Source organism: Paractinoplanes lichenicola (assembly GCF_016785085.1).
Taxonomy (GTDB): Bacteria; Actinomycetota; Actinomycetes; order Mycobacteriales; family Micromonosporaceae; genus Actinoplanes; species Actinoplanes lichenicola.
The window spans coordinates 59,656-84,206 of the sequence record NZ_JAENHO010000025.1 but is presented as its reverse complement, the minus strand read 5'-3'; the positions used below and the strand labels follow the sequence as shown (position 1 = coordinate 84,206).

General features: G+C 70.3%; 24 protein-coding genes. 10 read left to right on the top strand and 14 right to left on the bottom strand.

All coding sequences use genetic code 11. The annotated features are described in order from the left end of the window. Together JKJ07_RS48115 and JKJ07_RS48105 are read left to right on the top strand one after the other, a co-directional pair. The coding region (locus JKJ07_RS48115; RefSeq protein WP_203078611.1) for an IS3 family transposase at positions 1-263 on the top strand (263 nt) is incomplete at its 5' end. A 321-nt stretch (positions 264-584) separates the two neighbouring features. Then, positions 585-1,220: a CG0192-related protein gene (locus JKJ07_RS48105; RefSeq protein WP_203078610.1), complete on the top strand. Its 636-nt coding sequence runs from the start codon at positions 585-587 to the stop codon at positions 1,218-1,220. 496 nt (positions 1,221-1,716) lie between these two features. Here JKJ07_RS48105 and JKJ07_RS48100 read toward each other — a convergent pair whose 3' ends face one another. Further along, positions 1,717-2,298 (bottom strand): PadR family transcriptional regulator, encoded by a 582-nt coding sequence (locus tag JKJ07_RS48100; RefSeq protein ID WP_203078609.1) that lies wholly within the window; start codon positions 2,296-2,298, stop codon positions 1,717-1,719. Positions 2,299-2,423: 125 nt separating this feature from the next. Here JKJ07_RS48100 and JKJ07_RS48095 point away from each other — a divergent pair, with 125 nt between their 5' ends. Then, the gene (locus JKJ07_RS48095) at positions 2,424-3,263 is read left to right on the top strand and encodes a GNAT family N-acetyltransferase (RefSeq protein WP_203078608.1); all 840 of its coding nucleotides are present in this window, start codon (positions 2,424-2,426) and stop codon (positions 3,261-3,263) included. A 222-nt stretch (positions 3,264-3,485) separates the two neighbouring features. Here JKJ07_RS48095 and ispG read toward each other — a convergent pair whose 3' ends face one another. The 3 genes from ispG to dxr are packed head-to-tail and all read right to left on the bottom strand — an operon-like array spanning position 3,486 to position 7,139. Beyond that, positions 3,486-4,658: a flavodoxin-dependent (E)-4-hydroxy-3-methylbut-2-enyl-diphosphate synthase gene (gene ispG / locus JKJ07_RS48090; protein WP_203078607.1), complete on the bottom strand. Its 1,173-nt coding sequence runs from the start codon at positions 4,656-4,658 to the stop codon at positions 3,486-3,488. Between the two features lie 10 nt (positions 4,659-4,668). Next, complete coding sequence (locus JKJ07_RS48085; protein WP_203078606.1) at positions 4,669-5,931, bottom strand: M50 family metallopeptidase; 1,263 nt, start codon at positions 5,929-5,931, stop codon at positions 4,669-4,671. Next, entirely contained in the window at positions 5,931-7,139 is a 1,209-nt protein-coding gene (gene dxr, locus JKJ07_RS48080; RefSeq protein ID WP_203078613.1) for a 1-deoxy-D-xylulose-5-phosphate reductoisomerase, read from the bottom strand. The genes JKJ07_RS48085 and dxr overlap by 1 nt, the downstream gene beginning before the upstream one ends. A gap of 61 nt (positions 7,140-7,200) precedes the next feature. Here dxr and JKJ07_RS48075 point away from each other — a divergent pair, with 61 nt between their 5' ends. After that, positions 7,201-8,037: a YhjD/YihY/BrkB family envelope integrity protein gene (locus JKJ07_RS48075; RefSeq protein WP_203078605.1), complete on the top strand. Its 837-nt coding sequence runs from the start codon at positions 7,201-7,203 to the stop codon at positions 8,035-8,037. Between the two features lie 22 nt (positions 8,038-8,059). Beyond that, positions 8,060-9,673 carry a phytoene desaturase family protein gene (locus tag JKJ07_RS48070; RefSeq protein ID WP_203078604.1) on the top strand — a complete coding sequence of 538 codons (1,614 nt, stop codon included), beginning with the start codon at positions 8,060-8,062 and terminating at the stop codon, positions 9,671-9,673. A gap of 68 nt (positions 9,674-9,741) precedes the next feature. Here JKJ07_RS48070 and JKJ07_RS48065 read toward each other — a convergent pair whose 3' ends face one another. Beyond that, positions 9,742-10,677, bottom strand: a complete 936-nt coding sequence (locus tag JKJ07_RS48065) for a GlxA family transcriptional regulator (RefSeq protein ID WP_307834827.1) — start codon at positions 10,675-10,677, stop codon at positions 9,742-9,744. 78 nt (positions 10,678-10,755) lie between these two features. On the opposite strand from JKJ07_RS48065, the gene JKJ07_RS48060 reads away from it, so the two are divergent. Next, complete coding sequence (locus tag JKJ07_RS48060; protein ID WP_203078602.1) at positions 10,756-11,169, top strand: cupin domain-containing protein; 414 nt, start codon at positions 10,756-10,758, stop codon at positions 11,167-11,169. Positions 11,170-11,833: 664 nt separating this feature from the next. Here JKJ07_RS48060 and JKJ07_RS48055 read toward each other — a convergent pair. Then, positions 11,834-13,393 (bottom strand): Rieske 2Fe-2S domain-containing protein, encoded by a 1,560-nt coding sequence (locus JKJ07_RS48055; protein WP_203078601.1) that lies wholly within the window; start codon positions 13,391-13,393, stop codon positions 11,834-11,836. Between the two features lie 127 nt (positions 13,394-13,520). Here JKJ07_RS48055 and JKJ07_RS48050 point away from each other — a divergent pair, with 127 nt between their 5' ends. Continuing rightward, complete coding sequence (locus JKJ07_RS48050) at positions 13,521-13,754, top strand: DUF2631 domain-containing protein (RefSeq protein ID WP_203078600.1); 234 nt, start codon at positions 13,521-13,523, stop codon at positions 13,752-13,754. A gap of 54 nt (positions 13,755-13,808) precedes the next feature. Here the strand turns inward: JKJ07_RS48050 and JKJ07_RS48045 are convergent, their stop codons facing one another. From JKJ07_RS48045 to JKJ07_RS48010, 8 genes are all read right to left on the bottom strand, one after another. Further along, positions 13,809-14,939, bottom strand: coding sequence for a DivIVA domain-containing protein (locus JKJ07_RS48045; RefSeq protein WP_203078599.1), 1,131 nt, complete (start codon positions 14,937-14,939; stop codon positions 13,809-13,811). A 37-nt stretch (positions 14,940-14,976) separates the two neighbouring features. Beyond that, positions 14,977-16,155, bottom strand: a complete 1,179-nt coding sequence (rlmN, locus tag JKJ07_RS48040) for a dual-specificity RNA methyltransferase RlmN (RefSeq protein ID WP_203078598.1) — start codon at positions 16,153-16,155, stop codon at positions 14,977-14,979. Between the two features lie 40 nt (positions 16,156-16,195). Beyond that, complete coding sequence (locus JKJ07_RS48035) at positions 16,196-17,155, bottom strand: phosphatidate cytidylyltransferase (protein ID WP_203078597.1); 960 nt, start codon at positions 17,153-17,155, stop codon at positions 16,196-16,198. After that, entirely contained in the window at positions 17,155-17,712 is a 558-nt protein-coding gene (gene frr, locus JKJ07_RS48030; protein WP_203078596.1) for a ribosome recycling factor, read from the bottom strand. Before frr ends, JKJ07_RS48035 begins: the two co-directional genes overlap by 1 nt. Before the next feature lie 87 nt (positions 17,713-17,799). Further along, complete coding sequence (gene pyrH / locus JKJ07_RS48025; protein ID WP_203078595.1) at positions 17,800-18,558, bottom strand: UMP kinase; 759 nt, start codon at positions 18,556-18,558, stop codon at positions 17,800-17,802. A 103-nt stretch (positions 18,559-18,661) separates the two neighbouring features. Beyond that, a complete protein-coding gene (gene tsf, locus JKJ07_RS48020) occupies positions 18,662-19,492 on the bottom strand; it encodes a translation elongation factor Ts (protein WP_184955436.1) in 831 nt (276 codons plus the stop codon). Positions 19,493-19,524: 32 nt separating this feature from the next. Further along, positions 19,525-20,406, bottom strand: a complete 882-nt coding sequence (gene rpsB, locus JKJ07_RS48015) for a 30S ribosomal protein S2 (RefSeq protein WP_203078594.1) — start codon at positions 20,404-20,406, stop codon at positions 19,525-19,527. A 212-nt stretch (positions 20,407-20,618) separates the two neighbouring features. Further along, complete coding sequence (locus tag JKJ07_RS48010) at positions 20,619-21,263, bottom strand: 6TM ABC transporter family protein (protein ID WP_203078593.1); 645 nt, start codon at positions 21,261-21,263, stop codon at positions 20,619-20,621. A 156-nt stretch (positions 21,264-21,419) separates the two neighbouring features. On the opposite strand from JKJ07_RS48010, the gene JKJ07_RS48005 reads away from it, so the two are divergent. From JKJ07_RS48005 to dprA, 3 genes are read left to right on the top strand one after another with little or no spacing between them, the layout of a single operon-like run. Then, positions 21,420-21,779: a YraN family protein gene (locus JKJ07_RS48005; RefSeq protein WP_203078592.1), complete on the top strand. Its 360-nt coding sequence runs from the start codon at positions 21,420-21,422 to the stop codon at positions 21,777-21,779. After that, positions 21,779-23,302: a YifB family Mg chelatase-like AAA ATPase gene (locus JKJ07_RS48000; RefSeq protein ID WP_203078591.1), complete on the top strand. Its 1,524-nt coding sequence runs from the start codon at positions 21,779-21,781 to the stop codon at positions 23,300-23,302. Before JKJ07_RS48005 ends, JKJ07_RS48000 begins: the two co-directional genes overlap by 1 nt. Then, positions 23,295-24,506 carry a DNA-processing protein DprA gene (gene dprA, locus JKJ07_RS47995; RefSeq protein ID WP_203078590.1) on the top strand — a complete coding sequence of 404 codons (1,212 nt, stop codon included), beginning with the start codon at positions 23,295-23,297 and terminating at the stop codon, positions 24,504-24,506. The genes JKJ07_RS48000 and dprA overlap by 8 nt, the downstream gene beginning before the upstream one ends. The last annotated feature ends 45 nt before the right edge of the window (positions 24,507-24,551 follow it).

Genomic DNA, 24,551 nt, shown 5'->3' with positions numbered 1-24,551 from the left:
CGATGGGCTCGGTCGGCGACTCCTACGACAACGCGCTGATGGAGAACTTCTGGTCGACCTTGAAGATCGAACTGGTCTACCGAACGTCGTGGCGGAACCGTGACGAGGCCGAGAACGCGATCTTCGAGTACATCGACGGCTGGTACAACACCCGCCGCATCCAACGCGAGCTTGGCTACCTCAGCCCCGACGAATACGAGGCGGCCTGGCACGCCCAAACCGAGCCAGATAACCTCACCCCTGCCCCGACCGGAAGCAGGTAACCACCGCTCCGTCGAAACGGGGGGAACTCAGGCCCGCGTGAACGGCGCCGGTCGGGGCGTCCGCGCAGACTGGGTTGACTGGGTTGACTGGGTTGACTGGGTTGACTGGGTTGACTGGGTTGACTGGGTTGACTGGGTTGACTGGGTTGACTGGGTTGACTGGGTTGACTGGGTTGACTGGGTTGACTTGGTTGACTGGTGGTCACGCCGACCGGCCCGGGCCGCTGACCTGCGGCTATTCGCGCACACCGCACGGAACGCGGGACAGTCCGGCTGATTGCCGGTGCCCGTGGGGCGCATGGGGAAACTACGATGCGGCGCATGGCATTGATCCACAAGGCGACTTTGAGTCCCACCAAGGTTGAATTGCTGGCTGCGTGGCTCCCGAGCCGCTCGTGGTATCAGGGTGCGGAGGGCGCCACGGTCGAGCGGGTGGCGTCCTACCGGTTCGACGACCCGGAGGGCGAGGTCGGCATCGAGACCATGCTGGTCAAGGCGGGCGACGGGCCGACCTATCAGGTTCCGCTGACCTATCGGGCGGCCGAGCTCGAGGACGCCGGCGAGTGGCTGGTCGGCACGACCGAGCATTCGGTGCTGGGCCGCCGCTGGGTCTACGACGGCACGGGCGATGTCGTCTACGCCGAGGCGCTGGCGCAGGCCCTGCTCACCGGGAGCGGCCAGGCCCAGGAGTTCATGGAGGTCGACGGCCACCTCGAGCCGCGCCAGCCCAGCATGACGATCACCACCAGCCTGATCAGCGAGTTCGCCGAGGCCCGCGCGGTCACGGCGATCACGCACGTCGACCCGGGTAACCCCACGGTGATCGAGACCGACAAGCTGACCCTGACGATCCCCCGCATCCTGGACCGCGCGGTCTCCCACCCGGGCGCGGTCCTCTTCGGCACCTGGCAGGCCGAGCCCGCCTCGGTGCCGCTGGCCTTCGCACTCCCCCGCTGACCCCGGCCCCAATCCCCCACCGAACACCAGCGGCCAACAAAGCGCCGCGCAGCATGAAGCGGCCAACAAAGCACCGCGCAACATGAAACGGCCAACAAGGCACCGTGCAGCATAAAGCGCGGCCAACGAAGCACCGCAAAGCAATGAGCGGCCAACGAAGCACCGCGAAGAACGAAGCGCGGCCGGCGAAGTGCCGCGAAGTATCAAGCGGCGCGACGAAGCGCCGCGAAGAACGAAGCGTGGCCCGGCGAAGCGCCGCGACATCCCCCGGACGCCCAGGGGGCCGATCCCGAAGTGGGGATCGGCCCCCTGGGCGTCCCGTCGTCAGCCACCGTCCGGGCCGGAGGCCGGGTGCGGCCTGGTGTCGCACCCAGCGTTGCCGCGGCGGCGTTGACCCGGCGTTGCGTTTGTGGCCTGGGCTTCCTCGTACGGGAAAGGAAGCCGCCACAAACGCGGAAAGCGCACCCACAATCGGGGTGCGCTTTCCCAGAACCGATCACTCATCGGCGAGGATCGCGTAAAGCTTGCGCTTCGTCTCGTTGAGGATCTCGAGGGCGCGCTGGCGCTGCTCGGGCGTGCCGTTGAAACCGACCTGCTTGAGCGCGCCCATGATGCCCACCGCGGCGTCGCGGAAATCCTGCACCTGGGACATCGTGTCGTCGCCGATGCCGGCCCACGGCGGATTCTCCGCGGCGGTCGTGGCCTCGGCCCGGCCGGCCTCGGTCAGCCGGTAGCTCTTGCGGCTGCCGTCGGCCTCGGGCTCGATCAGGCCCTCGTCCTCCAGCAGCTGCAGCGTCGGGTAGACCGAGCCGGGGCTGGGCCGCCAGATGCCGCTGGTGCGGGAGTCGAGCTCCTGAATCATCTCGTAGCCGTGCATGGGCCGCTCGAGGAGCAGCGCCAGGACGGCGGTGCGGACGTTGGGCCGCCCGCCTCGCCCGCCGCGACGGCCGCCGCGTTGGCCGGGGCCGCCCCACGGACCGCCGGGACCGAAATCGCCGGGGCCGCCGAACGGGAAGCCGGGCGGGAAGGTGAAACCGCGGTGACGGAAGCCGTGCGGGCCAGGGTGTTGGTGCCTCATGACTATCTCCGATCTGTTGTCGATAGTTAGACGATATATCGGCAACGTGTCGGCGGCAAGGGTTTCTTTGCGCGGACCGGGTTGCGATGGGTGTGGGCGGCCCCTGATCTGGCAATGTGATAGCTGTGCTGACGGTCCCCATTCGCCAGCTCGGTGAGTCCGAGCGCGCGCAGGTCGAGAAGGTCCTCGATCGCGACCCCTACGCCGGCGCTCAGATCGCCGAGCGGGTGGCGGCGCACGGGCTCAACTGGTGGCGTTCCGACGGCCGGATCTTCGGCTACGGTCCCGGCCGCCGCGTCGAGTCGATGATCTGGTCGGGCGCCCACCTCGTGCCGGTGTGCACGACGCCCGCCGCCACCGCCGCGTTCGCCGAGATGCTGGGGGCCGAGCCGCGCATCTGCTCGTCGATCATCGGCCGCTCCGACGCCGTGCTCGACCTTTGGGACAGGCTCGGCGGTCACTGGGGCCGCGCCCGCGACGTGCGGCCCAACCAGCCGCTGCTGGTGGCCGACCGCGACCCGATCATCCCCGCCGACCCCGAGGTGCGCCTGGTCCGCCCCAACGAGGTCGACGCGCTCTTCCCGGCCGCCGTGGCGATGTATACGGAGGAGGTCGGCGTCTCCCCCCTGCTCGACGACGGCGGCCGCGGTTATCGCCGGCGCATCGTCGAGCTGGTCAAGAGCAAGCGTGCCTACGCCCGGTTCGTCGGCGACCGCGTGATCTTCAAGGCCGAGCTGGCCATCGTGACCAACCGCACGACCCAGGTGCAGGGTGTCTGGGTCGATCCGGAGTTCCGCGGGCGTGGGGTGGCTGCCCCGGCCATGGCCACGGTGGTTCGCGACGCTTTGAGACGTGTGTCACCCACGGTCAGCCTCTACGTGAACGACTACAACACTGCCGCCCGCCGCGTCTACGCCCGCTGCGGCTTCGTCTCGGCCGGGTCTTTCGCGACGGTGCTCTTTTAACAGATCAACCGCTTTCCCGTACGAGTTCCGGCCGCCCGACAACCGCACATAACCAGGTCCCGCTTCTTCGGACGGGCTGAGTGCAACACCGGGCCGCCGCCAGCTACCGGCGGCGCGGGCAGGACGGCGGATCATGCGGGGGCGGGGCATGCCAGTCGCGCTGCGGGTCTGGACGCGAAAAGCCCCGCCGTCGGGACGGCGGGGCCTCGAATAGCTGTTGCGTCAGTGCACCGTGACCTGCGGCCCAGGAAGCAGGTCGCGCAGCTCCTCCGGGAGGTCGGCGCCCATCTCGTCGGCCAGGCGGAGGGCCTCCTCGATCAGGGTCTCGACGATGATCGACTCGGGGACCGTCTTGATGACCTGGCCCTTGACGAAGATCTGACCCTTGCCGTTGCCGGACGCCACGCCCAGGTCGGCCTCGCGGGCCTCGCCGGGACCGTTCACGACGCAGCCCATGACTGCCACCCGCAGCGGCACCGGCAGCCCCTCGAGCCCGGCCGTGACCTGCTCGGCCAGCGTGTAGACGTCGACCTGGGCCCGGCCGCAGGACGGGCACGACACGATCTCGAGACCGCGTTCGCGCAGGCCCAGCGACTCCAGGATCTGCTGACCGACCTTGATCTCTTCGACCGGCGGGGCCGAGAGCGACACCCGGATCGTGTCGCCGATGCCCTCGGCCAGCAGCGCGCCGAAGGCGACCGAGCTCTTGATCGTGCCCTGGAACGCCGGGCCGGCCTCGGTCACGCCGAGGTGCAGCGGATAGTCGCACTGCTCGGCCAGCTGGCGGTACGCCCGGATCATGACGACCGGGTCGTTGTGCTTGACCGAGATCTTGATGTCGCGGAAGCCGTGCTCCTCGAACAGCGAGCATTCCCACAGCGCCGACTCGACCAGCGCCTCGGCGGTGGCCTTGCCGTACTTCTGCAGCAGCCGCTTGTCGAGCGAGCCCGCGTTGACACCGATGCGGATCGGGATGCCGGCGTCGGAGGCCGCCTTCGCGATCTCCTTGACCTTGTCGTCGAACTGGCGGATGTTGCCCGGGTTGACCCGGACGGCCGCGCAGCCGGCGTCGATCGCCGCGAACACGTACTTCGGCTGGAAGTGGATGTCGGCGATCACCGGGAGCTGCGACTTCTTGGCGATCGCGGGCAGCGCCTCGACGTCGTCCTGCGAGGGGACGGCGACGCGCACGATCTGACAGCCCGCCGCGGTGAGTTCGGCGATCTGCTGCAGCGTCTTGTTGACGTCGGCGGTCAGCGTGGTCGTCATCGACTGCACGCTGACCGGGGCGCCGCCACCGACCGGCACGCTGCCCACCATGATCTGCCGGCTCTGGCGGCGGGGCGCGAGCGGCGGCGGGGGTACGGCCGGCATTCCGAGACTGATCGCTGTCACTTCACATCACCTATTTGAAGATCGTGATCGGGTTGATGATGTCGGCGGTAACGGTCAGCAGGGTGAACGCACCGCCAATCAGGATGACTGCGTAGGTGACAGGCATCAGCTTGTAGTAGTCGACACGGCCCGGGTCGGGCTTACGGAATCGAGCGTAGAGCCACGACCGCACTCTCTCGTACCAGGCGATCGCGATGTGACCACCGTCCAACGGGAGCAGCGGCAGCAGGTTGAAGATGCCGATGAAGACGTTGAGCGAGATGAAGATGTTGAGGAAGAGCTCGGGCACGCCGTTCTCGAGGGCCTCGCCACCGAGCCGGCTCGCGCCGACCACGCTGATCGGGGTCTCGGGGTCACGCTCGGCGCCGGTGATCGAATTCCACAGGGCGGGGATCTTGTCGGGGATCCGCTTCATGGCCTCGAACGTGTTTTTGAAGAGGAACCAGCCGTAGTCGGCGGTCGCCCCGAACCCGTCGGCCACGCTGTATTCGATCATGGTGGGCACGCTGCGCTGGTCCCACCCGACGCCGGCCACCGAGACCGTAGTCGTCGCGCCCTCGGAGTCGGTGATCGGCGCGCGCTGGGCGGCCACCAGGTCGACATTCGCCGTGGCGGTGGCGCCGGCGCGCTGATACTCCACCGGCACCGGGCCGGCCGGCAGCGCCCGGATCGCCTCGGTCAACTGCCCGTACGTAGTGATCGGGGTCTCGCCGACCCGGGTGATCAGGTCACCGTCGCGCAGGCCGGCCGCGAACGCCGGGCCCGCGATCGCGCCGTTCTGCCCCGGCACACAATCCTGCTGGGTGGTCGGCAGGTTGACCCACGTGCACTCGGTGATCGTGATGACCGGCTTCTGGGCCAGGGTGTCGGCGTCGGTCTGCGGGTAGGCCGTGTTGGGCAGGCCGAGCGAGATCGCGGCGAAATACGCGGCCACGGCGGCCAGCAGGAAATGCGTGATCGAGCCGGCCGACATGACGATCGTGCGCTTCCAGACCGGGAACCGCCACATCGCGCGGGGCTGGTCCTCCGGGGCGACGTCGTCGTCCTGCGGCGTCATGCCGACGATCTTGCAGAAGCCGCCGAGCGGGATCGCCTTGAGCCCGTATTCCGTCTCGCCCCGCTGGAACGAGAACAGGGTGGGCCCGAACCCGACGAAGTAGCGCGACACCTTCATGCCGAAGCCCTTGGCGGTGAGCATGTGGCCGAGCTCATGCAGGCTCACAGAGATCAGGATGGCCAGCGCGAAGGCGGCCACCCCCAGCCAGTACAGCATCAAGCTCCTTCTGCCGCAGTAGCGATCATCTGCTGTGCCTGGGTGCGCGCCCAGGACTCGGCCGCGAGCACCTCCTCGACGGTACTCGGCTCGGCAAATCGAGGAGCCGCCGCGAGCACCCGTTCCAGTGTGTCGACGATGCCCAGAAAAGGTAGCCGACCGGCGACGAACGCGGCCACACACTCCTCGTTCGCGGCGTTGTAGATCGCCGGGCGGCAGTGGCCCTCGCGGCCGGCCTGCTTGGCCAGGCTCACCGCCGGGAACGCCTCGTCGTCGAGCGGGCGCAGCTCCCAGTTGTGCGCCTCACGCCAGTCGACGCCCGCGGCGGCCCCCGGCACCCGCTCGGGCCAGGCCAGCGCAAGCGCGATCGGCAGCCGCATGTCGGGCGGGCTGGCCTGGGCCAGCGTCGAGCCGTCGGCGAACTCGACCATCGAGTGCAGATAAGACTGCGGGTGCACCATCACTTCGATGTCGTCGTAGGGCACGTCGAACAACTCGTGCGCCTCGATCACCTCGAGCCCCTTGTTCACCATCGTGGCCGTGTTGATGGTCACGACCGGGCCCATGTCCCACGTCGGGTGCTTGAGCGCGTCGTCGACGGTGACGTTCGCCAGCTCCTCGCGGCGGCGGCCCCGGAAGGCGCCCCCGCTGGCGGTCAGCACGAGCCGGCGCACCTCGGCCGCCGTGCCGCCGCGCAGGCACTGGGCCAGCGCCGAGTGCTCGGAGTCGACCGGCACGATCTGGCCCTGCTTGGCGATGCGCCGCACGAGCGGGCCCCCGGCGACCAGCGACTCCTTGTTGGCCAGGGCGAGGATGCGGCCCGACTCGAGGGCGGCCAGCGTCGGGGCGAGGCCGAGGCTGCCGACCACGCCGTTGAGCACCACGTCGCACGGCACGCGGGCGAGCTCGGTCATCGCGTCGGGCCCGGCCACGATCTTGGGCAGCTTGAAGTCGCCGGTGGCCCAGCCGCGGCGCTGCGCCTCGGCGTAGAAGGCGAGCTGCAGATCCTGCACCACCGTGGCGCGGGCCACGCCCACCACCTCGACGCCCAGCTCGAGGGCCTGGGCGGCCAGCAGCTCGACGTTTCCGCCACCCGCGCCGAGCGCCACGACCCGGAACTTGTCGGGGTTACGCCGCACGATGTCGATGGCCTGGGTGCCGATGGACCCGGTCGAGCCGAGCAGTACGAGGTCGCGCATGCCGCCCATCTTCCCGGACCGGTACGACACTCTCGCGTCGGGTCGCGGGCAACTGGGTATGAAGATCGCCATGACGGGGTGGGTCCGCCGGACGGCGCATGTGGCAGGGATGCCGTTCCGGCCGCTGCGGGGGCGTGATCTCGCCCTGCACGCGGCGGCGGTCACGTTCTACGGCGGGATCGCGGTGGTGCCGATCGCCCTGCTCGCAGTCTGGATCACCGGCTTGATCGCGGGCGCCGATCGGGTGCGCAGGCTCACCGGCCGCACCATCGCGGCGCTGCCCGACCAGATCGGGGCGCCTCAGGCCCTCAGCGCCCTGATCGACGCCGGGCTGCACCTGACGCCCCTGTTCGCGCTGGCCAGCCTGCTTCCCGCCACCCTGTACGGCGAGGGCCTGCGCCGGGCCTTCGTGTCGCTGCGCAGCCACGAACCGGGCGTCGAGTCGCTGGTCGGCTGGCGCGGCCGCCTGGCCTGGCTCCCGTTGATGGCCGCGGCGCCGGCCCTGACGCTGGCGATGTTCCTCGCGCTGCCCTCGACCAGCGGCCTCTGGCTGCGGGGCGGCTGGTATTCGGTGCTCGGTGTCGTGCTCTCGTTCCTGGCCGCCTGGCTGGTGCTCACCCCGGTGCTGATCTGGGTCTACCGCTACGTGGCGCCGGATCGTCCGCGCTGGCTCTCGACGGTGCTGGTCGGGTCGTTCTTCGCGGCCAACCTGTCCGGCTTCCTGCACGGTTTTGTGCTCTTCTGCTCGTTCCCCCTCGACCTGGGCGCACCGTTCGGCGGGTTCGACGAGATCGGCGGCATGGTGGCCGTGGGCCTGTGGCTCTACCTGTTCCACGTGATCGTGCTGGCCGGTTACGCGGCGACCCGCAGCGCCAGCGCCTACCAGGAACGGCGATCGTTCACATAGTCAGGCGCTACGCTCAAGCGTCATGACCGCTCACCCCGCCACCGGCCTCCCCACCCGGTCCGACGTAGTGATCATCGGCGCCGGTCACAACGGCCTCGTCTCCGCGATCCTGCTCGCCCGGGCCGGCCTCGACGTCGTCGTGCTCGAGGCCACCGACGTGATCGGCGGAGCCGCCCGCACCGAGCGCCCGTTCCCCCAGGCGCCCGGCCTCGGCCACTCCACCGGCTCCTATCTGCTGGGCCTGATGCCGCCCGAGCTGCTGCGCACGCTCGACGTCGACATCCCCGTGCTGCGCCGCGACCCGCATTACTTCCTGCCCACGCCCGGCCCGGCCGGCTCGCCCTACCTGCTGTTCGGCCGCGACCACGCGTCGACCCGCGAGCAGCTCGAGCGCTTCTTCTCGCCGCGCGACGCGGCCGCCGACGAGCAGCTGGCGGTCGAGATCGGCGCGCTGCGGGCCGACCTCGCCCCGGCCTGGCTGCAGGAGCCGGGCAGCGTCGAGCAGACCGCCGACCGTTACATCCGGCCGCAGCTGCAGAGCACGTTCATCGATCTCGTCCGCGGCTCGGTGGCCGACTATCTGGCCCGCTTCGGCTTCAAGAGCGAACTGCTGGTGAGCATGTACGCCGTGACCGACGGGCTCTCCGGCCTCAACGCGGGCCCCGACGACCCCGGCACCGGCCACAACTTCCTGGTGCACAACATGTGCCGCCTGCCCGGCTCGGACGGCACGTGGATGATCGCCGAGGGCGGCATGGGCACGGTCACCCGCACGTTCGCCGACGCCGCCCGGGCGGCCGGGGGCCAGATCTTCACCGAGGCCCCCGTGCAGGCCGTGACTGTCGACGGCGGGGCCGTGAGCGGGGTCGTGCTGGCCGACGGCCACCAGGTCGGCGCCCGCGTCGTGCTCGGCTCCTGCGACCCGTACCGGCTGATCGACCTGGTGCCCGCGGGGAGCCTGCCGGCCGAGCTGACCGACCGGATGGCCGCCGTGCAACGCCCCGGCAGCACGCTCAAGCTCAACCTGGCCCTGCGCGGCCTGCCCGAGTTCACCTGTCTGCCGCCCGGCTCGGCCTCGCCGTTCGGGTCGACGATCCACCTGCTGCCCGGTTCGGCCGGTCTGGCCGGCCGGCCCGGCACCGACTCGCCCATGGCCGCCCTGCGCGCGATGTGGGCCGACGTGCAGGCGGGCCGGCTGCCCGAGGAGCCGACCATCGAGTGGTATCTGCACACCACGGTCGACCCGTCGCTGCAGGACGCCGAGGGCCACCACTCGTCGGCGCTGTTCGTGCAGTCGGTTCCCTACACGCCCGCGGGCTCGTCGTGGGATCAAGAGCTTCCCGCGTACGTCGACCGGCTGCTGGACATCTGCGAGCGGTACGCGCCGGGCACGCGCGACCTGATCGTCGACATGATGCCGCTCACGCCCCCCGGCATCGAGCAGCACTTCGGCATCACCGGCGGCCACATCCACCACGTCGACAACACGGTCGCCTTCGACGAGCGCATGCCCTATTTCACCGGTCTCGACGGCCTGTACGCGGGTTCGGCGGGCGCCCACCCCGCGGGCAGCGTGATCGGCGCCGCCGGCCACAACGCCGCCAAGCGCATCCTCCGCGACCTGTCGATCGGCTGACTCGCTTTCGGCCGGTCCGCTGCGGGCCGGTCCGCCTGAGCCGGGTTGCTGCGGGCCGGCCGCCTCGATCAGCCGGTGAACCGGCGGCGGTAGTCCGCCGGGCTGACGCCGACATGCCGCTTGAACAGGGCTCGCATGTTGGCGCCGGTGCCCAGGCCCGAGCGGTGCGCCACGGTCTCCAGCCCATGGTCGCCCAGCTCGATCAGGCGGCAGGCCAGGGTGACCCGTTCGACGGTCAGCCAGGCCAACGGGGTGGTGCCCAGCTCGGCCCGGAAGCGGCGGTGCAGGCTGCCCGCGCTCAGTCCGGCCCGGCGGGCCAGGTCGGCGACGGTGATCGGCTCGTCCAGGCGCTGCTGGGCCCAGGCCAGCGCGGGCGCCAGGGACTGACCGGCGGCCGGAGGCATCGGGCGCTCCACGAACTGGCGCTGGCCGCCGTCGCGATAGGCGGCGAAGACGAGCCGGCGGCTGACGTGGTTGGCGACCTCGGCGCCGTGGTCGAGCCGCACGATGTGCAGCCCGAGATCGAGCGCGGCGGCACTGCCGGCCGAGGTCAGCACGTCACCGTCGTCGACGAACAGGACGTCGGGTTCGAGCGTCACCGCGGGGAAGCGCTGCCGGAACTCGTCGGCCAGATTCCAGTGGACGGCCGCCCGGCGCCCGTCGAGCAGCCCGGCCTCGGCCAGGGTGAACGCGCCCGTGCAGAGTCCGACCAGGCGGGCCCCGCGCTGGTGGGCTCGGCGCAGGGCGGCCAGCAGCACCGGACGGGACGGCGTCTCGACATAGGGCCGGTTGGGCACGATCACGGTGTCGGCCCGGTCGATCTCGTCGAGCCGCCCGACCGCGCCGATGCTGAACAACGCGTCCCGCATCGGCGTCGAGCGGCGCGGGGCGACCACCCGCAGGTCATAAAGCGGGAAGCCGATCTCGGGCCGCAGCGGACCACCGAAGATCTCACAGGCACAACCGACCTCGAACGGATTGGACTGCTCATCGACGACAAGCACGACCCGGTGTGAGGATCCTTGCGGCATTGGCCATTCCTACCACTGCCACCGGCCCGCGCACGGGTTCACGATCGACCAATGCTCACGAAACACGCGGTAGCGGACGAGGCGGCCACCCTCACGGAGTTCTGGTCCCAGCGGGTGCTCACCCGGGCCAACGGCAACCTGTTCAAGGTGGCCAAGGGCACCCGCTCGACGAACTGGCACTCCCACGACGACCAGGACGAGACGTTCCTCCTGCTCTCCGGCCACCTGACAATCCAACTACGCGACGGCGAGGTCCCCCTCTCCCCCGGCGACCTACTAGTCATCCCCCGCGGCGTCGAACACTGCCCCCGAGTCGACGGCGACGAGGCCCACTTCCTCCTGATCGGCCCCGACGTAACGTCCAATGCAGCCGGCGGCAAACCCGCCTGGAGCCACACCGACAGCACTCCCACCTCGACCGGCCCCGCCGCAACGTCAGACACCGCTGGCGGCAAGCCCAACTAGAGCCCCAACGACAGCACCCCCACCCCCAAGCCCTTCGGGGTCGGATACTTCCGGGGTCGGAACGCCCTCGGGATTGCGCTTGGGAGTCGGCGCTGAGGGTTGGCGCTTGGGTTAGCGCTGGGGGCTGGCGCTGGGGGCTGGCGCTGGAAAAGTTGGCGCTTGGGTTGGCGCTGGGGGCTGGCGCTGGAAAAGTTGGCGCTTGGGTTAGCGCTGGGGGCTGGCGCTGGAGAAGTTGCGCTTGGGTTAGCGCTGGGGGCTTGGCGCTCGGGGTTTGACGCTTTCGGTTTGCGCTTTGAGGTCTGGCGCTTCTGGGGTTGGGCGCAACCACTCACTCACGTCGCCGTGGTGGGGTGAGCGTTTTGGGCGCGCCAGCGCCCTGCTCGCCCCGCCGCGGTCCCCGCGGGAGCGACGGTCTGCACCCACCACCCCGCGAGGACATCTGCATTTGATTTGGCAGGAGCGACGGCCACCCACCACCCCGCGAGGACATCTGCATTTGATTTGGCAGGAGCGACGGCCACCCACCACCCCGCGAGGACATCTGCATTTGATTTGGCAGGAGCAACGGCCACCCACCACCCCGCGAGGACATCTGCATTTGAATTGGCAGGAGCAACGGCCACCCACCACCCCGCTGGGACATGGGCATTTGAAGTTTGCCGCTTTATGCTTTTTCCGTTTTTTCTGCCCGAATCTTATGCCCCACGCTGGTCAGGCACCGGCCGCTGGGGAGGTCGAATTTCCAGCCGTGCAGCTGGCAGGTCAGCACGTTGCCGTCGACAATGCCGAAGCGGCTCAGGTCGGCCTTGAGATGCGGGCAGCGGCGCTGGACGGTCCAATCACCCAGAACCGTGTCTTCCGCCTCGACGGCCTTCTCGTGCTCGTCGTACCAGCCCTCGGCGTATTGCAGGCGCTCCTCGGAGAGGCACTTGAAGAACGCGTAGACGTATTCGTTGTATTGCCCGATGCGGGCGGCGGAGAAGCGGCAGCTCAGGAAAAGCGAGTTGACCCAGTCGCCCTCGTCGATGTGGATGAGGTGCTCGATCAGGGCGCGGCCGGTCTTGAAGCGGTAGCGCACCTTCTCGTCGGCGTAGGGGCGGACCTGCTTGCCGGGGAAGTCGACGACGATCGACTCGACGACGTTGCCGTCGGGGCCGAACGAGTCGGTCAGGTCGAAGCGGACCGGGCCGCCGACGCCCTGGGCCATGTAGATCGACTCTTCGAGCAGGGGTTCGATGCGCTTCTTCATGGCGCCGAGCACGTCGATCTCGGGGTGGCGCCAGGAGGCCTTCTCGGCCGCGATGACCGGGGCCTTGCGCTCGCGCATCTCCTCGAGGTGGGCCTGCTTGTTGGCGAAGAACTCGTCGACGTCGGTCGGGTGAGTCGTGGAGATCGAGGACTCGGACAATTCGGAAACCGAGCCGGGCAGCAGGACAACGCCGTTGGTGCCGCCGACCTTCGCGTACTCCGAGATGAAGACCGACTGGTCGGGGAAGATGTTGCCCTCGTCACCGAAGATGTCGTTGAACTTCCAGAGCGAGTCGTCGAGGAAGCACGGCGGGCCGGCGATCGGGAAGACGTGGTCGGCCTTGAGGTCGTCGATGTAGCGCCACGTGCGGTCGAACTGGCGGTCGCGCTTCTGCTTGCCGAAGGCGGTCTTGGCCGCGTCGGGCAGCTCGTAGACCATCGGATACCAGATCGCGCCGGAGAACTGCAGCATGTGGGCGTGCACGTGGCCCAGCTCGTTGAACCGGGTCAGGTCGGTCGGGCGGGCGTCATTTTGATTGAGCATCCGGACGCCGTCGTGCTCGACCCACAGCGACGAGTCGCCGATCGGGCCGTCGGTCGGGCTGATCAGCGCCTGGATCATGATCTTGAGGCCGCCGTCGAGCTCGTGCACCTCGTCCGACTTGGTCTTGAAGAAGCTGGTGAAGCCCAGCTCGCGCAGCTCGTCCTCGAGCTGGCTGGTCGGATACTCCGGCAGCAGCACCGTCGCCTTCTTGCTGATGAAGTGCTTGAGGTGCTCGGCGTCGAAGTGGTCGCGGTGCAGGTGCGACACGTAGAGGTAGTCGACGTCGCCCAAGGTCTCCCAGTCGAGCAGGGAATTGTCGGGGAACGGGAACCATGAGCCGAAATAGGCGGGATTGACCCACGGATCGCACAGAATGCTGCCCGCGGCGGTGTCGATCCGCATGCTCGCGTGTCCAGTGCCTGTGATCCGCACCGTTCTACTCCCTCGATCCGTGAACCCGACCGCATCGAAGGTACCGGGTCCGGGTTGGTGGGCCGCGCGCGGAGCCGTCGTGCGAGACTGAACCCGGACGAGATCGACCTTCGAGGAAGGATCAGGCGTGGCTGCCGATCAGGAACCGGTGTATGCCCCCGACCAGCTCAAGCCGGGCAACCGGAAGCGGGCGCGACGCGCGGCGATCATTTCGGCCGCGATCACGCTGATGTTCTTCTGGGGCAACCACGAGGGCAACACCGAGAACATCTGGCTCGTCGTCTTCGCGGTGGGGCTGGTCGCCGCGGTGATCGTCGACGCGGTGCTGCGGCGCAACGGCTTGAAGCCCGAGGACCAGTAAGCACGACTTCTTCCGAGCGACAAAAAGGGGCCCTCGATCGGGGCCCCTTCTTTGTCAGCGGCGTCGGGTCAGGATGTCCTTGACCTCGCGCAGCGCGGCGTCGACCTCGGCCTCGAAATAGCCGCCGGGCACCAGGCCGAACTGCAGCATGTCCAGATCATTCTCCGGGACGGGCATCGGGCCGCGGCCGGTCATCGCCTGCAGGATGCCCTCGAACAGCCGGTCGACCTGGCTGGGGTCGTAACCGCTGCCGAAGCGCCGCGGCTGGAACGTGCGCCGCAGCTGGTCGACCCGGTGCAGCTCGCCACCCGGCTCACCCATCGGCGGGGGCAGCTGGGGCTGCTGCGGCTCGCCATAGCCCATCGGCGGGCCGCTCATCGGGGCGTTGCCCATCGGCGGGCCACTCATGGGCGGGCCGCTCATCGGGGGGCCGCCGTAGCCGCCGCGCGGATCCTGCTGCTCGCGCTGCGGCATACGGATCTCGGCGGTCATGTCGGTCTTGCCGTGCCGGCCCGCCTCGAACCCGTCGAAGCCACCGGTCGGCTGCTCGAAGCTGCCCGTGTCGTAGCCGCCGCGGTCATAGCCACGCGGGTCACGAGGATCACGGTCGTACGCCGGGGGCGGGGGCGCCGCGGCGGGCCGCTGCGGCAGCTGGGGCTGCTGCGGCTGGCCGTAACCGGTCGGCTCGTCATAGCGCCCGTACGGGTCCGGCGGCATCTGGCCACGCTGCGGGGGCTGCTGCTGGAAGCGGTCGTCGCGCACCGGCGGGGCGGGCAGGCGCTCGGTCGGCGGGGCCATCCGGCCACCCATGCCGCCGCCCATGCCCGGGCCGCCGCCCATGCCGCCACCGCTCATCGCCGCGCCCAGGCCGGGCTTGGCCGCGGAGAGGCCGCCGCGCAGGGAGTCACGCATCGGGTCGGGCGCGGGCGCGCCCCGGCCGCCACGGTCCTCGAGCTCGGCCAGCTGGCGCTCCACGCGGTCGAGGTGCAGGTCGACCTGCCACTCGTCGTAGCCGCCGAAGCGCACGCGGAAGACCACGTCGTGCACCTCCTGCGCGCCGACGGGCGGGCCCACCTGCTCGCCTTGGAGGGTGGCCTCGACCCGGTCGAGGAAGGCATCGACCTCGTCCACCTTGTAGCCGCGGCGCAGAGCACGCCGCCGGAAACGTTGCCCCTGACTCGTCACAACGTCTCCCACTCCGCTCGCTGGGACCTGAGCCCAGTCACTGTGCCACCTCCGCGTCGGCGGCGGCGCCCCCAGCGCTCGCCTCCGTGAGCTCACCCGCGGCCAGCTGGCCACAGGCGCCGTCGATCTCCCGGCCCCGGGTGTCGCGGACCGTCGTCGATACCCCGGCCTCGCGCAGCCGGCGGACGAACTCGCGCTCGACCGGTTTCGGACTCGCATCCCACTTGCTGCCCGGGGTCGGGTTCAGCGGGATGAGATTCACATGCGCCAGCTTGCCGCGCAGAAGCTTGCCGAGCAGGTCGGCACGCCAGGGCTGATCGTTGACGTCCCTGATCAGGGCGTACTCGATCGAGATCCGGCGTCCGGTCCGGGCCGCGTAATCGAACGCGGCATCGAGCACCTCGGCCACCTTCCAGCGCTGGTTGACGGGCACTAGCTCATCGCGCAGATCATCATCGGGGGCATGCAGGGACAGCGCAAGGGTCACATTGAGGTCTTCGGCCGTCAAACGGTGGATAGCCGGCACCAGACCCACGGTGGAGACGGTGATGTGCCGTTGCGAAAGCCCGAGACCCTCCGGCGCCGGGGTGGTGAGCCTGCGCACGGCCTCGATCACCCGGGGGTAGTTGGCCAGGGGCTCGCCCATGCCCATGAAGACGACGCGCGAGAGCCGCGGCGGTGCGCCGGTGACCGCGCCCGAGGCGGCCACGCCGGCCAGATAGACCACCTGGTCGACGATCTCGGCGATCGAGAGGTTGCGGGTCAGGCCCTGCTGGCCGGTGGCGCAGAACGGGCAGGCCATGCCGCAGCCGGCCTGGCTCGAGACGCAGGCCGTCACCCGGTCGGGGTAGCCCATCAGGACACTTTCCACCAGCGAGCCGTCGTGCAGCCGCCACAGCGTCTTGCGGGTCGCGCCGTCGTCGCAGGCCAGCTCGCGGACGGGGGTGAGCAGGGTGGGCAGCAGATCGTCGGTGAGCCGGGCGCGGGACGCGGCGGGCAGATCCGTCATCGCGTCGACGTCGCGCACGAGGCGGCCGAAGTAGTGGGTGGAGATCTGCTTGGCCCGGAAGGCGGGCTCGCCGAGGCTCTTGACGGCCGCCTGGCGGGCCGCGAGGTCGAGGTCGGCGAGGTGGCGCGGGGGCATCGACGGTCGGCGCTTGGTGGCCACCGCGTCGGGCTGGTCGAGGCTGGTCGGGATGACCGGAAGAATCGTCATGACCCACCCAGTCTCGCACGCTCGCCTGTGTGCCTGCCGGTCACGTGTTCGCCCCGATCAGCGCGAAGAGGAGGTAGGCCGTGGGGACGGCGAACAGGATCGAGTCGAGCCGGTCCATCAGGCCGCCGTGACCGGGCAGCAGGTTGCTCATGTCCTTCATGCCCAGGTCGCGCTTGAGCATCGACTCGGCCAGGTCACCGGCGACGGCCACCACGGCGAGGAGCGCGCCGAACAGCAAACCCCAGTACACGGGGATGTCGAGCAGGAAGTACAGCAGCGCGGCGCTGCCGATCGCGGCCGACAGGACCGAGCCGGCGAAGCCCTCCCAGGTCTTGCCGGGGCTGATCGCCGGGGCCATCTTGTGCTTGCCGAAGAAGACGCCGACCGCGTAGCCGCCGGTGTCGGAGAGCACGACGGCGAGCAGCGTGCAGAGCACTCGCCACTGGCCGTCCCCGTCGGCGTCGGGCAGCTGGAGCAGCACGCCGAAGCTGAGCAGGAACGGCACGTAGATCGAGATCATGACGCTGGCGACCAGGTCACGGCGGAACGCGGCGACCCCGTCGGCTATGCGCCAGATCACCGATGCGGCGATCGTCACAACCAGGCCCAGCAGCAGCGCGTCGGGGCCGTCGTACCAGGCCAAACCGGTCATCAGGAGCGCGCCCGCGACCAGCGGGATCAGCGGGGCGTCGGCGCCCGTGGCGCGCAGGGCGCGGACCATCTCGTAGACGCCGACCGCGGAGGCCAGCGCGATGACCCCCAGAAACGCATCGGGCCAGATGACCAGGGAGCCGAGGACCAGCAGCACCAGGCCGACGCCGACGCCGATCGCGGCGGGCAGATTGCGACCGGCCCGGCCCTTGGCCCGCCGGCGACCCAGTTGCGGCTTCTGCTCCGTCGTCGGAACCTCAGTCGGCGGGACGTCCTCGCCCGCGTGCCAGGCCGGCACGCTCGTGTCGTCGCCGGCGCTCTGCCCGGCACGCGGATCGAGGTACGACATCAGACCTCGAGCAACTCGGCTTCCTTGTGCTTGACGAGCTCGTCGACGACGGACACGTACTTGTGCGTGGTGTCGTCGAGCTCCTTCTCGGCGCGGCGGCCCTCGTCCTCGCCGGCCTCGCCGTCCTTGACCAGGCGGTCGAGCTGCTCCTTGGCCTTGCGGCGGACGTTGCGGATCGCGACCCGCCCCTCCTCCGCCTTGGTGCGCGCGACCTTGATCATGTCGCGGCGCCGCTCCTCGGTCATCTGCGGCAGGTGGATGCGCAGCTGGGTGCCCTCGTTGTTGGGGTTGACCCCGAGGTCCGAGTCGCGGATGGCCCGCTCGATCGCGCCGAGCTGCGACGCGTCGTACGGCTTGACGATGACCATGCGCGGCTCCGGGACGCCGACCGAGGCCATCTGCGTCACCGGCGTGGGCGCGCCGTAGTAGTCCACCACGATCTTGGAGAACATGGCCGGGGTGGCCCGCCCCGTGCGAATCGCGGCGAACTCCTCCTTGGCGTGCTCGACCGCGCTCTCCATCTTTTCTTCGGCCTCGAAGAGGGTCTCGTCGATCACCGGCTCTTCTCGCCTCCTTGCTTTCTTCGGTGGGAAGGCTTGTCTTTATTCCGGTTCAGGGCGGCGGTGGGGTGGTTGGCGGGGGTTTCAGGCGGTGATCAAGGTGCCGATCTTCTCGCCGCTGACAGCGCGGACGATGGTGTCGTCGCCCTGGGCGCCGAAGACCAGCATGGGCAGGTCGTTCTCCTCGCAGAGGCTGAAGGCGGCCTGGTCGGCCACGCGCAGGCCCTGCTGGATCACGTCTTGGAAGGTGAGCCGGTCGAGCTTCTTGGCGTCGGGGTCGACGCGGGGGTCGGCGGAGTAGACGCCGTCGACACCGTTCTTGCTCATCAGCACGACGTCCGCGTGGATCTCGAGGGCGCGCTGGGCGGTGACGGTGTCGGTGGAGAAGTAGGGCATGCCCGCGCCGGCGCCGAAGATGACGCAGCGGCCCTTCTCGAGGTGCCGGATGGCGCGCAGCGGGATGTAGGGCTCGGCGACCTGGGCCATCGTGATCGCGGTCTGGACACGCGTCTCGATGCCTTCCTTCTCGAGGAAGTCCTGCAGGGCCAGGCCGTTCATGACCGTGCCGAGCATGCCCATGTAGTCGGCGCGGTTGCGGTCCATGCCGCGCTTCTGCAGCTCGGCGCCGCGGAAGAAGTTGCCGCCGCCGACCACGACGGCGACCTGGATGCCACGGCGGATCACGGTCGCGATCTGCCGGGCGATGCCCTGCACGATGTCGGGGTCGACGCCGACCGCGCCGCCGCCGAACACCTCACCGGACAGTTTCAGCACGACCCGGCGGGGCCGCGCGGGCGGGTTCGAACTGCCAACCGGAACTGCCTGCTCGGTCACCAATGTCATGAGACCCGCCTTCCCTTCGAACGCTCAGCAGAGACCTTATGGGAGAAGGAGGCCGGACGCAGAATCGCGTACCCGGCCTCCCTTGCCTCAATCGGCGGCCCGCTTACTCCTGGCCGACCTCGAACCGGACGAAGCGGGTGATGGTCAGCCCGGCCTCGTCCGCGATCTGCTTGACGGTCTTCTTGTTGTCGACGACCGACGCCTGCTCGAGCAGGACGAAGTCCTTGAAGAAGGAGTTCACCCGGCCCTCCACGATCTTGGGCAGGGCCTTCTCGGGCTTGCCCTCCTCCTTGGCCGTCTCCTCGGCGATGCGGCGCTCGGACTCGACGACGTCGGCCGGCACCTCCTCGCGGGTGAGGTAGCGCGGGCGCATGGCGGCGGCCTGCATGCCGATGCCGCGGGCGTCCGCGTCGGCGGCCTCGTCCGACTTGCCGGTGTATTCCACCAGCACGCCGACCTGCGGCGGCAGGTCCTGCGCCTTGCGGTGCAGGTAGACCGCGACGGTGCCGTCGAGGATCACGAAGCGGTTCACGACGATCTTCTCGCCGATCTTCGCGGAGTACTCCTGGACCGTGTCCGCGACGGTCTTGCCGTCCGGCAGCGTGGCGGCCAGCAGGGCGGCCGCGTCGGCGACCTTGTTTTGCTCGCCCAGCTCGACCAGCTGCTGACCCAGCGCGACGAAGTCGGGGGTCTTGGCGACGAAGTCGGTCTCGCAGTTCAGCTCGAGCAGCGCGCCGCCCGAGTGGGCGACGATGCCGTTGGCCGCGGTGCGGCCGGCCCGCTTGCCGACGTCCTTCGCGCCCTTGATGCGCAGGAACTCGACCGCCTGGTCGAAGTCGCCGGACGCCTCTTCGAGCGCCTTCTTGCAGTCCATCATGCCGGCACCGGTCAGATCGCGGAGCTTCTTCACGTCCGCGGCGGTGTAGTTAGCCATGACTCTCTCTCGATGTCAGGTTCGTCGGTGACTTACTCGGCGGGTGCGGCAGCGGCCGGAACCGGCTCAGCAGCCGGGGCAGCCTCGGCAGCCTCAGCGGCCGGAGCGTCGTCGGCCTTCTTCTCGGCGCCCTCGTAGAGGTCGCGCTCCCACTCGGGCAGCGGCTCGCCGGCGGCGACGGTGCCCGGCTCGGGCTTCTCGTCGGCGCCGCCACGGCCCCGGCCGGAGCGGGCGATCAGGCCGTCGGCCACGGCGGCGGCGATGACCTTGGTGAGCAGCTCGGCGGACCGGATCGCGTCGTCGTTGCCCGGGATCGGGAAGTCGACCTCGTCCGGGTCGCAGTTGGTGTCCAGCACCGCGATGACCGGGATGCCCAGCTTGCGGGCCTCGTCGACCGCGATGTGCTCCTTCTTGGTGTCCACGACCCAGATCGCCGACGGCGTCTTGGTCATGTCACGGAGGCCACCGAGGGTCTTCGAGAGCTTGGTCTTCTCCCGGTAGAGCTGGAGGGTCTCCTTCTTGGTGTACCCGGCGGCGGTGCCGGTCAGGTCACCCAGAGCCTCGAGCTCCTTCATGCGCTGGAGCCGCTTGTAAACGGTCTGGAAGTTGGTGAGCATGCCGCCCAGCCAGCGGTGGTTCACGTACGGCTGGCCGACGCGGGTCGCCTGCTCGGCGATGGCCTCCTGCGCCTGCTTCTTGGTGCCGACGAAGAGGATGTGGCCACCCTCGGCGACGGTGTCACGCACGAAGCTGTACGCCTTCTCGATGTAGTCGAGCGTCTGGCGCAGGTCGATGATGTAGATACCGTTGCGCTCGGTGAAGATGAAGCGCTTCATCTTCGGGTTCCAGCGCCGGGTCTGGTGCCCGAAGTGGACACCGCTCTCCAGCAGCTGGCGCATGGTCACGACGGCCATGGTGGTTACTCCTATGGATCCCTGGTTGTCACGCTCACCGGCGGCAAGCGTCCTGGCGCCCGGTCGCCGGCCACAGTCGGACCCGAGATGATCGAGACCAGGGAGGGCCGTCGCCGCAGGCCCCGGCGAAGGGGACCTGACAGAGGGCACGCGAGGTCGACCGCACGAGGCGGTCGCCGTCAACCAGCATACGCCAAGCTTCGGAGTGCCCCTTACGCGGCGGCCAGGCCCGCCGCGAGCAGCAAGATCAACCCCGCCGGGAGGTACGCCACCGGGGGCCGCAGCCAGGTCTCGCGGGTGATCGAGCCCACCCGGGTCAGCGAGAACAGCCCGATCCCGGTGAGCGTGAAGCCGAGCGTGAGCAGAACGGCGGGGACGATGGCGCCGGCGGCCGGGTCACCGGTGAACGTCGCGTCGATCAGCAACCGGACGACCGGGATCATCAGGACGGCCGTGACGATCGCGATCACCACTGACGTAACCGGGCGCTTGGACTGATACACACTCTCCTGCCGCCGCTCGACCACCGGCGGCACCAGGGCCGTCGGCTCGGCCGCGGCGACCGGGGGCTGGATCGTCGGGTATTCCGGACCCCGTACGGGGACGCGGGGCTCCGGCTCGGCCGGGCGGGCGTGGCTGCCGGTCGACGTGACCGGGTCGGGCGCCGCGTACGAGGGGGTGACCGGGCGCTGCTCCGGGAGCCGGAACGCGCCGCTCGGCCGCTCGTGGATGCCCGAGTCGTACGGGTTCGCGGCCGGAATGGAACCGGACACCTCGGCTTCTGTCGAGCGTGAGTACTGACCCGGCCCGGAATACCAGCTGGGCTCGGGCTCATCGGCGTAACGGCGTCCTTCCACGATGTCGCAACTTAAGTGACTACGGGCGTGAATGCCACCGCTGGCCCTATAACACACCTGGACGGTGACACAGAGGTTTTCCACAGTTGCGCTCTGTCCACAGATCTTGGACCGGGCCGGATGCGCGGCGAGCCCCGGCGGTCCAGGTTGTCCGCCATGACGACGCAAAGGCGAGCGGTGGGCGTGTACGGCGAGAACGTCGCGGCCCAGCACCTGCAGGAGCAAGGGCTCGTGGTCCTCGACCGGAACTGGCGCTGCCCCGACGGCGAGGTCGACCTCGTGCTGCGCGACGGCGAGGACATCGTGTTCTGCGAGGTGAAGACGCGCCGCAGCGACCGGTTCGGCCCGCCCGCGGCCGCGGTGACCCAGCAGAAGGTGCGCAGGCTGCGGCACCTCGCACTCCGCTGGCTGGCCGAGGCGGGCATCCGGCCCCGCGAGATCCGCTTCGACGTGGTCGAGGTGCTCCCGCAGACCCGCGGCGGCAGCCAGGTCACCCACATCCGCGCGGCGTTCTGATGGGCTACGCCCGCGTCTTCTGCGTCGGCCTGCTCGGGGTGACCGGGCACATCGTCGAGGTCGAGGCCGACCTGTCCCAGGGGCTGCCCGTGGTCACGCTGACCGGGCTCCCCGACACCGCGCTGCACGAGGCCCGCGACCGGGTGCGGGCCGCGGTGGTCAACTCGGGCCAGTCGTGGCCCAACCGGCGGATCACGGTCAACCTGCTGCCGGCCGCGCTGCCCAAGCACGGCAGCGGATTCGACCTCGCGATCGCGATCGCGCTGCTGACCGGCGCGGGCGAGCTGCCCGGGGAGGCGCTCGACAAGGTCGTGGTGCTGGGCGAGCTGGGCCTCGACGGCCAGGTGCGGGCGGTCCGCGGGGTGCTCCCGATGGTGGCCGCGGCCGTACGGGCCGGGCTGACCGAGGTGATCGTGCCGCTGGCCAACGCGCGCGAGGCCGCCGTGGTGCCCGGCGTGACCGTCCGGGCCGTCGACAGCCTGCGCCGGCTCATCGCCTTCCTGCGCGGGCAGGACGGCCTGCTCGACCCGCCGCCGTACGAGCCGGGGCCGCCGCCCGCCGGCCCCGACCTGGCCGACGTGGCCGGGCAGGAGATGGGGCGGTACGGGCTCGAGGTGGCGGCCGCGGGCGGGCACCACCTGGCGATGTTCGGGGCGCCCGGGGCGGGCAAGACGATGCTGGCCGAACGGCTGCCGTCGATCCTGCCCGAGCTCGACGACGAGGCGGCCCTCGAGGTGACGGCGTTGCAGTCGATCGCCGGGGTGCTGCCCCCGGACGGGCGGCTGATCCGGCGGCCGCCCTATCAGGCGCCGCACCACACGGCCTCGGCCGCGGCGATCGTCGGCGGCGGGAGCGGCCTGGCCCGCCCCGGGGCGATGTCGCTGGCCCACCGTGGGGTGTTGTTCCTCGACGAGGCGGCCGAATTCGTGTCCGCCACTCTGCAGGCGCTGCGCCAGCCGCTGGAGACCGGACGGGTGCGGCTGGCCCGCTCCCAGGGCACGACCGAGTTCCCGGCCCAGGTCCAGCTGGTGCTGGCGTCCAATCCGTGCCCCTGCGCCAGCCCGGCCGGCGATCAGCACTGCACGTGCCCGCGCGTCGTCCGGCGCCGCTACCTGGCCAAGCTGTCCGGACCGCTGCTCGACCGGATCGACATCCGGCTGACCCTGGCCCCGTTGACGGCGGCCCAGCTGACCGTCTCGTCGGCCCCGGCCCCCTCCTCGGCCGAGGTCGGCGCCCGGGTGGCGGCGGCCCGGGCCGCGGCAGCCGCGCGCTGGGCCGGCGACGGCTGGCGGGTGAACGCGGCCGTGCCGGGGCAGGTGCTGCGGCGCCCGCCGTGGCGGTTGCCGGCGGCGGACACCGCGGTCCTGCGCGATTCGCTCGACAAGGGACTGTTGTCGGCCCGCGGCTTCGATCGCGTGCTGCGGCTGGCGTGGACGATCGCCGACCTGGACGGGGTGGGCCGCCCGACCCGGGCCGAGGTCAACGAGGCGATCCAGCTACGCATGGGTGACCGCCATGGATGACCTCTTCTCCTCCCCGACCCGTCCGCTCCCTATCCCCGCCGCGGGCGACGGCGACCGGGCGGCGCGGGTGGCTCTGACCTGGCTGGCCGAGCCGGGGAATCGGACGGTGTGGTCGCTAGTGGAGCAGGACGGCGCCGAGACGGCGCTGGCCCGGGTGCTGCGGGGTGACGTGCCCGACAAGGCGCTGCGGGCGGCCGCGATCGCCAAGGCGGCCAACCTCGATCCGCGGCGGCTGGCCGAGGTGACGCTGCGCCGGGCCGAGCGGCTGGGCGCACGCATCGTGGTGCCGTCGGACGACGAATGGCCGGAACGAGTGGGTGCGCTGGCCACGTTGACGCTCGAAGGCAACCAGCGCATCAATCACGATGTGCGGCCGCCGCTGTGCTTCTGGGTTCGCGGGGACTGGCCGCTGGGCGAGACGCTCGAACGGTCGGTCGCGGTGGTGGGGGCCAGAGCGGCGTCGAGCTACGGCATCCATGCGACCAACGAGATCGCGTACGGGCTGGCCGAGCAGAACTGGACAGTGGTGTCGGGCGGGGCGTTCGGCATCGATGCGGCCGCTCATCGGGCGGCGCTGGCGGCCGGTGGGCGTACGGTGGCCGTGCTCGCCTGTGGCGTCGACCGGCCCTATCCGATGGGCAACACGGCGATGTTCGAGCAGATCGCCCAGACCGGCCTGCTGATCAGCGAATGGCCGCCGGGGTCGGAGCCGCACAAGCACCGCTTCCTGATCCGCAACCGGGTGATCGCGGCCGCGACGGCCGGGACGGTGCTGGTCGAGGCGGCGGCCCGCAGCGGGGCGATCCAGACGATGGGACGGGTGCTGGCCCTGGGGCGGCCCGCGATGGTGGTGCCGGGGCCGATCACCTCGGCGATGTCGGTCGGCTGCCACGAGCTGCTGCGCTCCCGGCCCGACGCGACCCTGGTCACCGGGCCCGCGGACGTGCTGGAGGCGGTGGGCCAGGTCGGCGAGTATCAGGCGGACGTGCCGCGCGGGCCCGAGCATCGGCGGGACAACCTCGACGAGGAGTCGGCGCTGATCCTGGAGTCGGTGCCGCGGCGCGGAACCATCACGCCGGAAGACCTGGCCGCTCGCGCCGGGCTGTCGCTGCGGCTCGTGTTGCGACGGCTGTCCTTGCTGGAGCTGACCGGTCTGATCGAGCGCCGCGGGACCGGGGTGGCGCTGGGCCGGAGAAACCGATGACTTTTTGCGCGCAGCACAACGGCGGGCGCCTCCCGGTCGCCCGCT